The sequence below is a fragment of the Promicromonospora sp. NPDC050880 genome (genome assembly GCF_044456525.1).
In the GTDB taxonomy this organism is placed as follows: domain Bacteria; phylum Actinomycetota; class Actinomycetes; order Actinomycetales; family Cellulomonadaceae; genus Promicromonospora.
Genome location: NZ_JBITFV010000027.1, coordinates 20835 through 32969, shown reverse-complemented (window position 1 = coordinate 32969; position 12135 = coordinate 20835). Strand labels below are relative to the sequence as shown.

At 74.4% G+C, this 12135-nt stretch carries 15 protein-coding genes; 3 read left to right on the top strand and 12 right to left on the bottom strand.

Features of this window, described 5'->3' with window-relative positions; genetic code table 11:
• Positions 1-18 precede the first annotated feature (18 nt).
• Positions 19-900, bottom strand: coding sequence for a manganese catalase family protein (locus tag ACIBBF_RS24865; protein WP_397418822.1), 882 nt, complete (start codon positions 898-900; stop codon positions 19-21).
• 183 nt (positions 901-1083) lie between these two features.
• Positions 1084-1212, bottom strand: coding sequence for a hypothetical protein (locus tag ACIBBF_RS24860; protein WP_397418820.1), 129 nt, complete (start codon positions 1210-1212; stop codon positions 1084-1086).
• 172 nt (positions 1213-1384) lie between these two features.
• Between ACIBBF_RS24860 and ACIBBF_RS24855 the strand changes: the two genes are divergently transcribed.
• Both ACIBBF_RS24855 and ACIBBF_RS24850 read left to right on the top strand, forming a co-directional pair.
• Entirely contained in the window at positions 1385-1825 is a 441-nt protein-coding gene (locus ACIBBF_RS24855; protein ID WP_397418818.1) for a MerR family transcriptional regulator, read from the top strand.
• Complete coding sequence (locus tag ACIBBF_RS24850; RefSeq protein ID WP_397418816.1) at positions 1815-2819, top strand: aldo/keto reductase; 1005 nt, start codon at positions 1815-1817, stop codon at positions 2817-2819. Before ACIBBF_RS24855 ends, ACIBBF_RS24850 begins: the two co-directional genes overlap by 11 nt.
• A 45-nt stretch (positions 2820-2864) precedes the next feature.
• Here ACIBBF_RS24850 and ACIBBF_RS24845 read toward each other — a convergent pair whose 3' ends face one another.
• The 6 genes from ACIBBF_RS24845 to ACIBBF_RS24820 form a co-directional block, all read right to left on the bottom strand.
• Complete coding sequence (locus ACIBBF_RS24845; protein WP_397418814.1) at positions 2865-3506, bottom strand: glycosyltransferase; 642 nt, start codon at positions 3504-3506, stop codon at positions 2865-2867.
• Complete coding sequence (locus tag ACIBBF_RS24840) at positions 3503-3952, bottom strand: UDP-N-acetylglucosamine--LPS N-acetylglucosamine transferase (protein ID WP_397418812.1); 450 nt, start codon at positions 3950-3952, stop codon at positions 3503-3505. The genes ACIBBF_RS24845 and ACIBBF_RS24840 overlap by 4 nt, the downstream gene beginning before the upstream one ends.
• Before the next feature lie 86 nt (positions 3953-4038).
• Positions 4039-4389, bottom strand: a complete 351-nt coding sequence (locus ACIBBF_RS24835) for a hypothetical protein (protein WP_397418810.1) — start codon at positions 4387-4389, stop codon at positions 4039-4041.
• Positions 4390-4483: 94 nt separating this feature from the next.
• On the bottom strand, positions 4484-6412 hold the full coding sequence (locus ACIBBF_RS24830; RefSeq protein ID WP_397418808.1) for a sigma-70 family RNA polymerase sigma factor: 1929 nt from the start codon (positions 6410-6412) through the stop codon (positions 4484-4486).
• 180 nt (positions 6413-6592) lie between these two features.
• Positions 6593-7066, bottom strand: coding sequence for a hypothetical protein (locus ACIBBF_RS24825; RefSeq protein ID WP_397418806.1), 474 nt, complete (start codon positions 7064-7066; stop codon positions 6593-6595).
• A gap of 72 nt (positions 7067-7138) precedes the next feature.
• The gene (locus ACIBBF_RS24820; protein ID WP_397418804.1) at positions 7139-8197 is read right to left on the bottom strand and encodes a Kelch repeat-containing protein; all 1059 of its coding nucleotides are present in this window, start codon (positions 8195-8197) and stop codon (positions 7139-7141) included.
• Positions 8198-8329: 132 nt separating this feature from the next.
• Here ACIBBF_RS24820 and ACIBBF_RS24815 point away from each other — a divergent pair, with 132 nt between their 5' ends.
• On the top strand, positions 8330-9187 hold the full coding sequence (locus ACIBBF_RS24815) for a helix-turn-helix transcriptional regulator (protein ID WP_397418802.1): 858 nt from the start codon (positions 8330-8332) through the stop codon (positions 9185-9187).
• A gap of 1 nt (position 9188) precedes the next feature.
• Here the strand turns inward: ACIBBF_RS24815 and ACIBBF_RS24810 are convergent, their stop codons facing one another.
• The 4 genes from ACIBBF_RS24810 to ACIBBF_RS24795 are packed head-to-tail and all read right to left on the bottom strand — an operon-like array spanning position 9189 to position 12105.
• Positions 9189-9890, bottom strand: coding sequence for a hypothetical protein (locus tag ACIBBF_RS24810; protein WP_397418800.1), 702 nt, complete (start codon positions 9888-9890; stop codon positions 9189-9191).
• Complete coding sequence (locus tag ACIBBF_RS24805; RefSeq protein WP_397418798.1) at positions 9887-10447, bottom strand: RNA polymerase sigma factor; 561 nt, start codon at positions 10445-10447, stop codon at positions 9887-9889. The genes ACIBBF_RS24810 and ACIBBF_RS24805 overlap by 4 nt, the downstream gene beginning before the upstream one ends.
• Positions 10444-11565, bottom strand: a complete 1122-nt coding sequence (locus ACIBBF_RS24800; protein WP_397418796.1) for an amidoligase family protein — start codon at positions 11563-11565, stop codon at positions 10444-10446. The genes ACIBBF_RS24805 and ACIBBF_RS24800 overlap by 4 nt, the downstream gene beginning before the upstream one ends.
• A 3-nt stretch (positions 11566-11568) precedes the next feature.
• Positions 11569-12105: a hypothetical protein gene (locus tag ACIBBF_RS24795; protein WP_397418794.1), complete on the bottom strand. Its 537-nt coding sequence runs from the start codon at positions 12103-12105 to the stop codon at positions 11569-11571.
• Between the last annotated feature and the right edge of the window lie 30 nt (positions 12106-12135).

Below are 12135 nucleotides of genomic sequence, written 5' to 3'. Positions count from 1 at the left end.
CCCCGACGTCCGGCCGGGTCACTCCTTGTGGAGCGCGTCCTGGGCGGCGCCCATCGCCTTCTCCACCGGCTCCGGCATGCCCGTGGTCCCGTGCAGCCGTACGTCGGGCTTCGTGGGCGGCGGGGCCGGCACGCCCGCGGGCGGCTCCGGCAGGTACTCGAACTCGCCCTTGCCGTCCGGCGTCGGACCGCTGGCCCAGGAGCCCTCGCCCGCGGACTGCCCGTCCGAGAAGTTGATGTACTGGTAGGACACGTCGCGGTCCTCCTTGCCGATCGGGAACGTGCTCGGCACCGGCAGGTCTTCCACGCCCTCCGCGCGCAGCTCCGCCGCCGCAGCGATCCACTGGTTCTGGTGCATCGTGTCCCGGGCCAGCAGGAACGACAGCAGGTCCCGCACACCCGGGTCGTCGGTCATGTGGTAGAGCCGGGCCACCTGCAGCCGGCCCTGCATCTCGGCGTTCGCGTTCGCCGTGAAGTCGGCCAGCAGGTTGCCGCTGGCTGTCACGTACCCGGCCGACCACGGGTTGCCGTTGGAGTCGACCGGCCGCGCTCCCGCACCGGCCACGATCGCGTGCTGCGGATCGGTACCACCGATGATCGCCGCGACCGTCGGGTCCTCCTGCATCGCGCCCTCGGTCACGCCCAGCGGCGCCTTCTCCAACAGCTGGGCGATCATCGTCGCGAGCATCTCCACATGCCCCATCTCCTCGGCACCGATCCCGTACAGCAGGTCGCGGTACTTGCCGGGCATGTGCGCGTTCCAGGACTGGAACCCGTACTGCATCGCCACGGTGATCTCCCCGTACTGACCACCGAGCACCTCCTGCAGCTTGCGCGCGTACACGGCGTCGGGCCGTTCTGGCTTGACCTCGTGCTGCAGCTCCTGGCGATGGAAGAACATAGCCCTGCTCCCTCGGTCGACTCGGCACGGCACGAACCCCCGCCCTCGGGGACCCGCACCACTGGAACCGCCCGCCCCGCCCCGTGCGAACGGTGTCTCCACTGTCGCCACCCGCTTCGCCCACTCGCACGTCGAGGTCGCGCAGGCGCCGCTGCGCCTCCAGCACGGCCGGACCGGCGTCGTTCAGGGCAGCAGCCGTTCCGTCACGTCCCGGAGCCGGGCCCGCGCGTCGGCGTCGTAGGCCTGCGGGTGCATCCGGCTCTCGCGGGTCCGGTCGAAGTACCGTCCGGTGATGCGTGCCGCGGCAGGCACGTGGCGCTCAGCCGCCCGGGATCGTGCTGGCCGGCGAGGTCCAGCGTCAGCGTGCCCAGGGCGAGCTTGCTCTGCCCGTACGCCCGGGGAACCGCTGTAGCGTGCGGCGACGCGCTGATCCGCCGCGGAGCAGCGCAGGCGGCTTGACCTGTAGCGCGCTACAGGTTGTGTCATGGATCGTGTGCCACCCGCCCTGACCCCGCAGCTCGATGTCGACGTCCCCGAGACGGGCCTGTCGATCGGTGATGCCGCAGCCGCCGTCGGCCTGAGCGTGCAGGCCGTGCGCTACTACGAGCGCGAGGGCCTGCTGCTCGACCCCACGCCCCGCCGCAGCAACGGACACCGTCGCTTCCGCCGCGGCGACCTCGACTGGCTCGCCGGCCTGGTCATGCTGCGCGAGACCGGGATGCCGATCGCGGAGATCCGCCAGGTCGCGGCACTGAGCCGGACCGCCGGCACGGAGCGGCAGCGTCTGGAGCTCTTCGAGGCGCACCGGCAGGTCGTCGTCGCGCGCCTGAGACGGACGGAGGAGCACCTGGCGGCACTGGACCGGAAGATCGCCGCGTACCGCGCGTACGTGGCCGACAGGGAAGAGACACCTGATGACGCATGACCACGCCCGCACCCTCGAACCGGTGCTGCTCGGCGACGACCTCCGGGTGCCACCGATCGGCCTGGGCGCGATGGGCATGAGCGCCTACTACGGTCCGAGCGACGAGGCGGAGTCGATCGCGACGCTCCGCCACGCCGTGGACACCGGAGTGAACTTCATCGACACCGCCGAGGCGTACGGCCCGTTCGAGAACGAGAAGCTGATCGCCCGTGCGCTCGGCTCACGCCGCGATCAGGTGATCCTCGCGACGAAGGCCTCCGCGGAGACCGACGACGACGGCACGGTCCACGGTCGCAACGGCACCCCGGAGTACATCCGCAAGGCGGCGCACCGCTCCCTGCAGCATCTCGGGACGGACCACATCGACCTCTACTACCTGCACCGGGTGGATCCGGACGTACCGATCGAGGAGTCGGTCGGGGCGATGGCGGAGCTGGTCGCGGAGGGCAAGGTGCGGCACATCGGCCTGTCGGAGGCATCGGCCCCGACCATCCGCCGTGCGCACGCCGTCCATCCCCTGGCCGCCGTGCAGTCGGAGTTCTCGCTGTTCGCCCGGGACGTGCTGCACAACGAGGAGCTCGCGACCATGCGCGAGCTCGGCATCGGCCTGGTGGCGTTCTCCCCGCTCGGGCGCGGTGTGCTCACCGACAGCGTGACGTCGCTCGACGATCTCGCAGACGACGACGCCCGGCGCACCCTCCCCCGCTTCCAGCCCGAGGCGTTCGCCGCCAACCGCCGGCTGGTCGAGCGGGTCGCCGCGATCGCTCGGCGCCACGGGGCGAGCCTGGCGCAGATCGCGCTCGCCTGGGTCATCGCCGAGGGCGCGGTACCGATCCCCGGGATGCGCCGCCGGTCACGGGTGAACGAGAACCTCGGGGCGGCGTCGGTGGAGCTGTCGCAGGCCGAGCGGCTCGAGCTGGCCGCGGCACTGCCCGCCGCAGAAGTCGTAGGGACGCGGGACCACGCCGCCGTCGCGGCGGGGAAGGACCGCTGACCTGCCACGGCGGCTCGCACCACCGTGTCCCGCCGAGCCCTCGTCTCATCGTGCGTGCCGGGGTGCCGACGGCCGCGGACCCCGGTGCTCGTCCCGGCGCCGGGTGACCGCGACGAGCCGCCGCAACGTGGTGCCCGCGGGCCGGCTCGTGCCGGTGATCCGGTCGAGCTCGTGCTCGAGGCGCAGCGCCGCCGCACGCGTGCCGTGCTGCCGGGGCGGCACGACGCCCGTGGCCGGGTCGGCGGCCATCCGCGAGAGCTGTATCGCGATCTCCGGGACCGTCGGCGCCAGCCAGACGTGGCCCTGGTCGGCGAGCGCGAGCCCGGAGGTGAGCTGGTGGTCGTCCTCGTGCTCACGGAGGTGACGGCGGCGCGGGACCACGACCGGGCGGCGCCCGACCGCGTTCGCGTCCAGGACCGTTGCGGCACCGCCGTGCGTGACCAGCACGTCCGCCGTCAGGAACCGGTCGACGAGCTCCCCGCGCACGACGGTGCGCACGGCCTGCCCGCGCTGCGGAGGCTCGCTGTGGCCGTGCTGGACCCACAGGTCCACCGGACGGTGATGGAGCTCGCCCCAGTCCTGCGCCCAGGCGTCGACGGCGCGCACCAGCCGGTCGAAGGGGTAGGGGCCGGTGCCGACCGACACGACGACCCGGAGCGGGGCGTCGCCCGCCCCGTGGCCGGTCACAGCGCGGTCCCGATCGTGACGGCCGCGGGGTAGAGCGTCTCCTGCGCCGCGCGCTGCGTGCAGACGACGTCGGCCAGCGGGTAGCAGAGGCGGCCGGCGGGTGTGGGGGCGTCGATCCGGTCGACGGCCTCGAGGTAGGCCGACCGGATGCCGAGGAGGCGGGCCGCGAGGAGGTACGACGCCGCGAGCCGTCCGCCGGTCGCCACGACCACGTCGGGCCGTTCCACCCGCAGCAGCCGGAGCGCGAGCACCGTGTTGCGGACGGTGTGCCCGCGGCCCCGACGGTCAGGACCGTAGGCCCACGTGACCTCCTCGCCCGCCAGCGCGGCGCGGGCGTACGGCTCCTCCACGGTGACCCAGTGGCGGTCGTGCCGACCCCACCAGGCCCGCAATGACACGAGCTGGGACAGGCCTCCCCCGGTCGCCGTCACGAGCATGACGCGCATGAGCTCTCCTCTCGTACCTCGGACCTCACACCACCCAGGACACGCCCGCGCCCTGCCGATGACGCGGGAACGCGGAGATCCGCGCGCTACCCGGGAGCGGCCAGCACGTCGCGCGCGGTGCGCAGCGCGTCCTCGTGGCTCTCCGTGACGTCGTGGCCCGTCGCGGCGCCGTCCGCAGCGAACCCCGCGACGGTGTAGGCCCAGCGCGCCGGTTCGCCCGGGAGGCGCTCGATCACGACGACGAGGCGAGCACGCCCGGCATCGAGCAGCGAGACGGCGAGCCCGTCCCCGCCGAGCGTGGTGCTCGGGCCGATGGCCGGGTGCGCCTCCGCGTCGAGCTCGGCGGCCATGGCCCGTGCACGACGGATCGCGGTGTCGTCCTGGAGCGGCTCCGGGACCGCCACCAGATGGCGGCGGTGCCGCGCCCTACTCGTCATCTGCCTGTCCTTCGAGCTCGCGGGTGGTTCCGCGAACCTGGACACGGCCGACCGCGAACGATGACGCCGGGCTACCGCCTACCGGAACCGCTGCTCACGGACCGGCCGCGAGGTCCGGGTCACCGGAGACGCCCGGCACCACGGTGAACGTCCGCTCGACCCGCGCCCCGACCAGCTTCTGGGCCGGGTCCAGGTAGCGCACCCCCAGCGTGTGCTCACCCGGTGCCAGCCCGTACAGGACCAGCAGCTCGGGCCCGTAGCCGGCCGCCCGGACGACGGCGGCCCGCACGCCGTCGACCAGTATCTCGACCTCGGCGCCGTCCTTCCCGGACAGGGCGACCACGGGTGCGGCGCTCCCGTCCGCGAGGTCGAGGATCGTGGGCGTGCTCAGGCGCAGCGGACCGATGGTGTCGCTCAGGGGCGAGACCTGTCCGTCCGACTCCTGCCGTGCCCGCAGGATGGTCCCCTCGGCGACCGGTGCATCGTCCTGCACGGTCGCCGCCCACCGCCCGTCCTCGTCCGCCAGCGTGCTGCCCACGGGGAGCCCGGACCCGTCCACGAGGACGACCTCGGCCCCCGGGACCCCGGTCCCGTGGACCGTCGGGAGGTACAGGCCGCGGTCCTGGACCCGCGTGACCGACGGCGCGGCCAGGACGGGCGTCGGTTCGGGCTCCGGTTCAGGTTCAGGCTCTGGTTCAGGTGTCGGCAGGACCGTCGGCTCGGGCGACGGCGAGACCGGCGCCGTCGGCTCGGGTACGGCGGTCGGCTCCGGTGTCGGGGCGAGGTCGGAACCGGCCGGCTCGGCACTGCCCGGCCTCCCGGCGGGTTCGGCGGTGCTCGACCGACCGGGGTCGGCGACGGCCGCCGGCGGTGCCTCGGCGCGCTCCGGCGTGGCCGTGCGGGCCGGGCCCCGGCCGGCGTCGTCGTCCTGGCCGGGTGCGGCGGGCGACCCGCCGCGCCCGGCCGGCCGCTCCCCGGGCCGCCTCGGCTCCTCCTCCGGGGCCGTGCTCGCCGCGGCCTCCGCGACGACGTCCGGCCGCGGACGGTTGATCAACGCGCTGGCGCCCAGCACGGCCACTGCCGCCACGGCGACCGCCGCGAGCGTGGCGGTCGCCGCGGACGCCGCCGAGGTCCCAGCGGCTCCCCCGCCCCCGGCGAGCCCGGCGCCACCCGACCCGCCACCGTGCGACACGGCCCCGGCTCCCCCGACGACGGCGCCGCCCCCGGCCCCGGCAGCCGGCCACAGCACACCCGATCCCAGGACCACCGGGACCAGCACCGGGACCAGCACCGCACGCAGGCTGTGCGAGAGCTCGGAGACCTCGGCCACGAGGACCGAGCAGGCGGGGCAGGTCGCGACGTGCTCCTCCAGCCGGCCGGACTCGCGCCGGCCCAGCCCGCCCCGCTGGTAGGCGCCCACGCGCTCCGCCACCCAGCGGCAGTCGCCGTCGACCGCCGCCGCCTGCACGTGCGCCTGCAGCCACGCCACCCGCAGGCCCTCGCGTGCGCGGTAGGCGAGCGCGGCCGCCGCGTTCGGGGTGACACCGAGGTAGGCCGCCGCCTCGCGGGCCGGGACGCCCTCGACCTCGGTGTACCAGAGGATGGACCGCCACTCCGGACGGAGGCTGCTGAAGGCACGACCGGTGATGGTCCGCGCGAGCAGCGGGTCCTCGAACATGGCGTCCGGGTCCATGGACGCCACCAGGTCGTCGAGCGGCGGCTCGTCCGCGCGGTCCCGCGCCCAGTTCATCGAGATGTTGCGCAGCACGGCGTAGAGGTACGGGCGGAAGGCCTCCCGTGGTCCGTTCCCGCCACGGAGCGCGGACAAGATCCGGACGAACGCCTCCTGGACCAGGTCGTCCGGGTCGAACCGCTGCGTGATCTGGCGCGCCGCACGCGCCGCGGCCTCGGCGTGCCGCTCCCAGAGCACCGCGAACGCCTGCTCGTCGCCGGACCGGACCCGCTCGGCGAGCGCGACATCGGACTCGTCGCCGGCAGGCGCCTGGGCAGAGGTAGCGGACATCAGATCGACTTTCCGGCGCATCGCACGGGGAGACGGGGCGAGGGCCGCTCCGGCGTCACGCGCGCGGGGGCGTCCCCGTCGCGGGAACATGTTCGCGATCCATCGTGCGGGGCGCCGTTGCGCGGGTCAACGGTGACGTCGGGCACACGGAGGTGGGTGGCAGCGGCCGTCACGGGACTGTCAGAGCGCCTCGAGCGCGTACGCGGCGCGCCGCACGCACGTCTCGACGCTGCCCACGGCCTCGACCTGGTCCCACCGCACCGAGCCGTCCGGGGCGAACCAACCCTGCGCCCGCATCGCGGCGGCGGCCAGCTCGATGCTCCTCGCCACGGGCCGCCCGTCCGCGGTCCGCAGGTGGTCCTGGGCGTCGAAGACCCAGCCCTCGCCCTCCGCGACCATCCGCGCGAGCTCGGTGTCGACCTTGCCGGCCGACAGGGAACGGGGGCCCTGCGCCTGGCGCGGCGCCGCGCCGTCGCCGGACCGGCGAGAGCCCTCGAGCACCCGGACGCACTCGGGACACAGGTGCCGCCACCCGGCCCGGCCGGACTGCCACAGCCGCCATCCCCGGTCACGCAGCGTTCCCGGGGAGGGACGGCCCTCGACGACCCGGTCCCAGCGGGCACAGCTGTCACACTCGATCATCCGGACGATCACGGCGGGCTCCTCGGTCTGCTGGTGGTGCGGGCATCACCTCCCTGGACACTGCGGAGCCCCGGCGATGACGCGTCACTCCGGCGTGAACGCCTCGGTGCGCGCGACGGCGAAGTTCCCGCCCACCTCGGTGCCCCCGCCGAAGGTGTAGACGACGTCACCGACCGTGGCGGCGCCGAGACCGTGCCGCGGCGTGGGCAGGTTTCCCACCTCGGTCCACTCGTCGGCCTCCGGGTCGTACCGCCAGACGTCGTCGTAGACCAGCGGCTCCGGGTGGTGCTGCTCGCCGCCGAACACGTAGACCGAACCGCCGTGCACGGCCGCGGCCAGACCACCGCGAGCCTCGGGCAGCGGGGCGACCGTCTCCCACTCGTCGGTGGCCGGGTCGTACACCTCGACCGTCGCGACGTTCTCCTGGACGGCGGAGCCGTCCTCGGCGAGCGAGAACTCCCGGCCGCCGATCACGTAGATCCGGTCGTCGACGACCGCCGACGCGGCGCTGTTCCGCAGGGTCGGGGCAGGAGCGAGTCGGGTCCACGTTCCGGTCGCCGGGTCGAACATCTCGTTCCTGTCGCTGTCGACGTGGGTCGTGAACGTCGTGGCGTCGGGTGTCTCCCGGACCCGCCCGCCGATGACGAACACCTGGTCCCGCACGCTCTCGATCACGAACTCGGCACGCGGTTCCGGCAGGTCGACGCCGGTGGACCAGGTGTCGTCGTCCGGCGAGTAGACGAAGGTGTCCGGCTCTGCCCGCCACCGGGGGAACCCGCCGCTGAACCCGCCGACGGCGTAGAGGGAGCCGTCCGCCTCGGCCAGGCCGATGTGGTGCCTGGCCTGCGGCAGCGTCGCCAGCCGCTGCCAGGCGTCGGCGACCGGGTCGTAGGCGTCGAAGTGGGCGGACACCCCGGTGTTGGGGTTGAGGAGTCCCCCGGCCACGTAGATCAGGTCGTCGACGACCTCGGGGTAGAGCTCCTGGCGTTCCAGGGCCATGGGCGCACGCTCCTGCCAGGCGCCCGTCCGGTCGGCGGACGTCCGGGACGAGGCCGGCGCGGCGGTGCACGCCGCCAGCATCGCACCGACGGCGAGCACGGCAACGGTCGCGCGGGGTCGTGGGGCAAGGAGCTGTCTGGTCACGGTGGATCCTCCGTCTGTTCGTGGTCTCTGCGTGGTCTGTTCGCGAGGAACCCACGGTGCAAGACCTCGCAGGCGTGAACCAGGGGACGTGATCCCCTGTGACCGCCGCCCCGCGCACGTGATACTCGGGGCATGAGAACCACCGGGTACGCCGAGCTGGGCGCGTTCCTGCGCTCGCGCCGCGATCGGATCCGGCCCGAGGACGTCGGGCTGGTGCCCGGTCCCCGGCGCCGCGTGCCCGGCCTGCGGCGGGACGAGGTGGCCCAGCTGGCGGGCGCCTCGGTGGACTACTACAACGAGCTGGAACGCGGCGCCGGCTCCCAGCCCTCCGAGCAGATGCTCGCCGCACTGGGCCGGGCGCTGCGGCTGACCGACGACGAGTGGAACCACCTCTACCACCTGGCCGAGCGGCCCGTGCCGCCCGCGGGCAGCCCCGCCTCGCACGTCGATCCCGGGATGCTGGACCTGCTCACCCGCCTGGGCCCGACGCCCGCGAAGATCATCACCGACCTGCACGTGACGCTGGTGCAGAACCCGCTCGCCGTCGCCCTGGTGGGCGATCACTCCCGCTTCACCGGCAGGCAGGCCAGCTTCGCCTACCGCTGGTTCATGGACCCGGCGTCCCGCGCCGTCTACCCCGAGGCCGACCATGACGCCCAGTCCCGGGCCTTCGTCGCCGACCTCCGCGCGGGAGCCGCCCGCCGGGGCAGCAGGGACACCGAGGCACGGTCGATGATCGCCGAGCTGCAGGAGGGTTCGGCAGAGTTCGCGCGGCTCTGGGACAGGCACGACGTGGCGTTCCGACGCCGGGGCCGCAAGCGCATCAGCCATCCCGAGCTCGGTCTGATCGATGTCAACTGCCTCAACCTGTTCAGCGAGGACGGCCGGCAACGGCTGCTGTGGTTCACCCCCACGCCCGGCACGGACAGCGCCGAGCTGCTCGACCTGCTCGCCGTGATCGGCACACAGGCGCTGACCGAGCCGTCCTGAGTCAGGGCAGCGGGGGCGTCTCGCCGTCGAGCAGCATCTCGGCGGCGCGCGCCTTCGCCTCGTAGGCGTCGACGCGCCACAGCTCCGCGAGCCGCTCCGCGTCCTCGAACGTGTACCCGGCCTCGCGGTAGGCCTCCTCCTCCGCCTCGTCCAGGTACGGCGCGGGCGAGCCGTCGGCCGCGGTCCCGCCGGGCGCCACCGGGAGCTTCTCCCCGTCGAGGATCATCTGGCCCGCGCGGGCCTTGGCCTCCAGCGCATCGACATGCCACAGCTCACGGAGGTCCTCGAGGTCTGCCGCCGTGTACTCGGCGCCCCAGAACGCGTCGTGCTGCTCGCGCGTGTAGCCGCGGGGCATGGACGACCACTCGACGCCGACGGCCTGGGCGATACCGTCCACGGCGACCGCGAACGGGGTGTAGGGGTCTGCCGCGGCGGCCGCCCCCGCGCCCACCACGCCCAGGGCCGACGCGACCACGCCCGTGACCGCTATGGCGCCCACGCGCCGGTGCGGCGGCACGACGCCGTCCCGGCCGTCGACCGCCGCGAGGCGGTCGGCGATCCGCCGGGCGGTCGCCGCGACGTCGTCGTCGCCGGGCTCACGTGACCTCAGGGCCGCTGCGATGTGCAGGGCGAGGTCGTCGGGCCCGTCCTCGCCCTGCCGGGGTCCCTGCGCCGGCGTGCCGGCGGTGCGGTCCTGGGTCATGGTGCCTCCATGAGGGTCGGATCGGTGCTGCGGAGCGTGGCCAGGGCACGCGAGGCGTGGGAACGGACGGTGGCCGGCGACGTATCGAGCACGGTAGCGATCTCGGCGTCGGCCAGCCCCTCGTAGTAGCGCAGTACGAGCACCGTGCGCTGACGGGCGGGGAGCTGCGCGAGGCGGTGCCAGACGGCGTCCTGCCGGGCGAGGTTCTCCGCGGGGTCACCGCCGGCGCCGGCGTGGCCGGCCAGGGCGTCGTCCGCGGTCGGGCGGATCATCCGCACGTGCCAGCGCCTGCGCCAGGACAGGTGCTCGTTGGTGACCATGCGCCGCAGGTACAGGTCGGGCCGCTCGGTCAGGGCGATGCGGTGCCACCGCTGGTGCGCTCGCAGCAGCACCTCCTGCACCAGGTCCGCGGCGGTGTGCTGGTCGCCCACCAGCACGGTCGCGTACCGGATCAGGCCGGGCAGGTGCGTCCGCACCAGCTCGCCCAGCGTCCCGGCCTGGTTCTCCCCGTCCGGGCCGCGCACAGGAACCGGGGCCGGTCGCGTCCGGCTCGTCATCGGCCGGCCCCGTCCGCCGCGAGCGCCCGCAGTGCGGCGACCGGGTCGGACGCCGCCGCGGCGCCCGGTCGCGGGACGGGCGCGTCGTCGAGGCACCGCCGTACCAGGCCCTCGACGAGCGCGGCTCTCCGGAGGACGTCCTCGCTCTCCAGCGCCCCGGGCAGGATCCGTACCTCGACCGTGTCCCGGACCGGGTGCGGGGCGACGAGCTGGGTGAGGTTCACGTCGGCGTACTTCGTCAGCCCGATCTCGCGGGCGCCCGCGGCCAGCTCCGCCCAGGTCCGGCCGGCCCCGGGCGGGACCGGACGCTCCACGAGCCGGAGCAGCTCCGCGGGCAGCGGAGCCAGGCGGCGACAGGCCGGGTTGGTGCCCAGCGCCTCCCACAGCGGCTCGCGCCAGTGCCCGAAGAGCCGGACCAGGTTGGCGAACGCCGCGGGCCGCCGGAACGGTGCGCCGTCCAGGTGCAGGTGGACGGCGGCCTCGGCGGGCACGGTGAAGCCGAGGTCGCGCGCGGTGCCCAGCAGCCCGTCGAGCACCGCGCCGTGGTTCGCGCCGACCGGCGGGGTGACGATCTCGCAGGGCCGCTCGCGCCCGGCCGGCAGCGGCATGGCGACGGCGACCGTGGCTCCCGCGGTGTCGTTCACCCGTGCCGCCCCGCCCCTCATCTCCACCCGGGTGCCGAAGAGCTCGGCCACCGGTGCCAGCACCTCGGGCAGGGCGGCGCCGGGATCGGTCGACCGCTCGATCAGCCGCAGCAGGCGCGGCTCGTCGCACAGCACCCGGTACCACCCGCGGTGCCCGGGCCTGGTGGTGGTTCCGGCCAGGTCGGCCACCAGGGTGATGTCGTCCACGAGCCTCGCCACGGGAGCACCGTCGCCGTCGACCACGTCGAACGCCGGGGAGAGGTGGCGGAAGACGCCGACGCCCGGCACCGCCGACGGCTCGCTGTCGGTGTGGAAGGACCGGCGCACCTCACCGCCGGTCCGGGCGGCGAGAGCACGTGCCAGCACCTGCCGGTCGGAGCCGGCGGGCGCGAGCAGCTCGATCTCGAAGCCGATACGCAGCGTGAGGGTGTCGATGGCCGCCTCCTGGCGAGTCGTCGGCGGTGCCGGGCGCACGGATCAGCTACCGGACGTCGTGGCAGCGTCCAGGGGCAGGTCCTCGCCGTCAAGCACCATCTGGCCGGCGCGGACCTTGGTCTCCACGTACTCGGTGTCCCACAGGGCGCTCAGCTCCTCGACGTCCTCGGACGTGTAGCCGGCGTCGAGGAACGCGGCGGTCGCCGCCTGCTCGTCCGCGGGGAGCTCGGGGGTGGTGTGCGTGCCGGGTGCGAACGGGAGCTGCTCGCCGTCGAGGATGGCCTGGCCGGCGCGGGACTTGGCCTCGGTCTCGTCGAGCGACCAGAGCTCCTGCAGCGCGGCGAGGTCCTCGCCGCTGTACTCGGCGCCCCAGAACGCCTCGTACTGCGCCTGCGTGTAGCCGTCGGGCAGGTCGGACCAGTCGACGCCGGCGGCGTGCACGGCGGTGCCGACCGCCTGGCCGAAGGCCGAGGCCGGGTTGGCCGCGGCCGCCATCCCGGCACCGGTGACGCACAGGGTCGTCACCGCGACGCCGATGCCGGTGAACCGAAGGGTCTTCGAACGGAGAATGCTGGTCACGTGGACCTCCAGGTGAGCGGAACGTGCTTG

Bases quoted from the DNA above. Each gene is read 5' to 3' on its own strand.
- ACIBBF_RS24865 (WP_397418822.1), bottom strand. From the start codon at position 900: ATGTTCTTCCATCGCCAGGAGCTGCAGCACGAGGTCAAGCCAGAACGG.
- ACIBBF_RS24855 (WP_397418818.1), top strand. From the start codon at position 1,385: ATGGATCGTGTGCCACCCGCCCTGACCCCGCAGCTCGATGTCGACGTC.
- ACIBBF_RS24850 (WP_397418816.1), top strand. From the start codon at position 1,815: ATGACGCATGACCACGCCCGCACCCTCGAACCGGTGCTGCTCGGCGAC.
- ACIBBF_RS24840 (WP_397418812.1), bottom strand. From the start codon at position 3,952: ATGCGCGTCATGCTCGTGACGGCGACCGGGGGAGGCCTGTCCCAGCTC.
- ACIBBF_RS24835 (WP_397418810.1), bottom strand. From the start codon at position 4,389: ATGACGAGTAGGGCGCGGCACCGCCGCCATCTGGTGGCGGTCCCGGAG.
- ACIBBF_RS24830 (WP_397418808.1), bottom strand. From the start codon at position 6,412: ATGTCCGCTACCTCTGCCCAGGCGCCTGCCGGCGACGAGTCCGATGTC.
- ACIBBF_RS24815 (WP_397418802.1), top strand. From the start codon at position 8,330: ATGAGAACCACCGGGTACGCCGAGCTGGGCGCGTTCCTGCGCTCGCGC.
- ACIBBF_RS24810 (WP_397418800.1), bottom strand. From the start codon at position 9,890: ATGACCCAGGACCGCACCGCCGGCACGCCGGCGCAGGGACCCCGGCAG.
- ACIBBF_RS24805 (WP_397418798.1), bottom strand. From the start codon at position 10,447: ATGACGAGCCGGACGCGACCGGCCCCGGTTCCTGTGCGCGGCCCGGAC.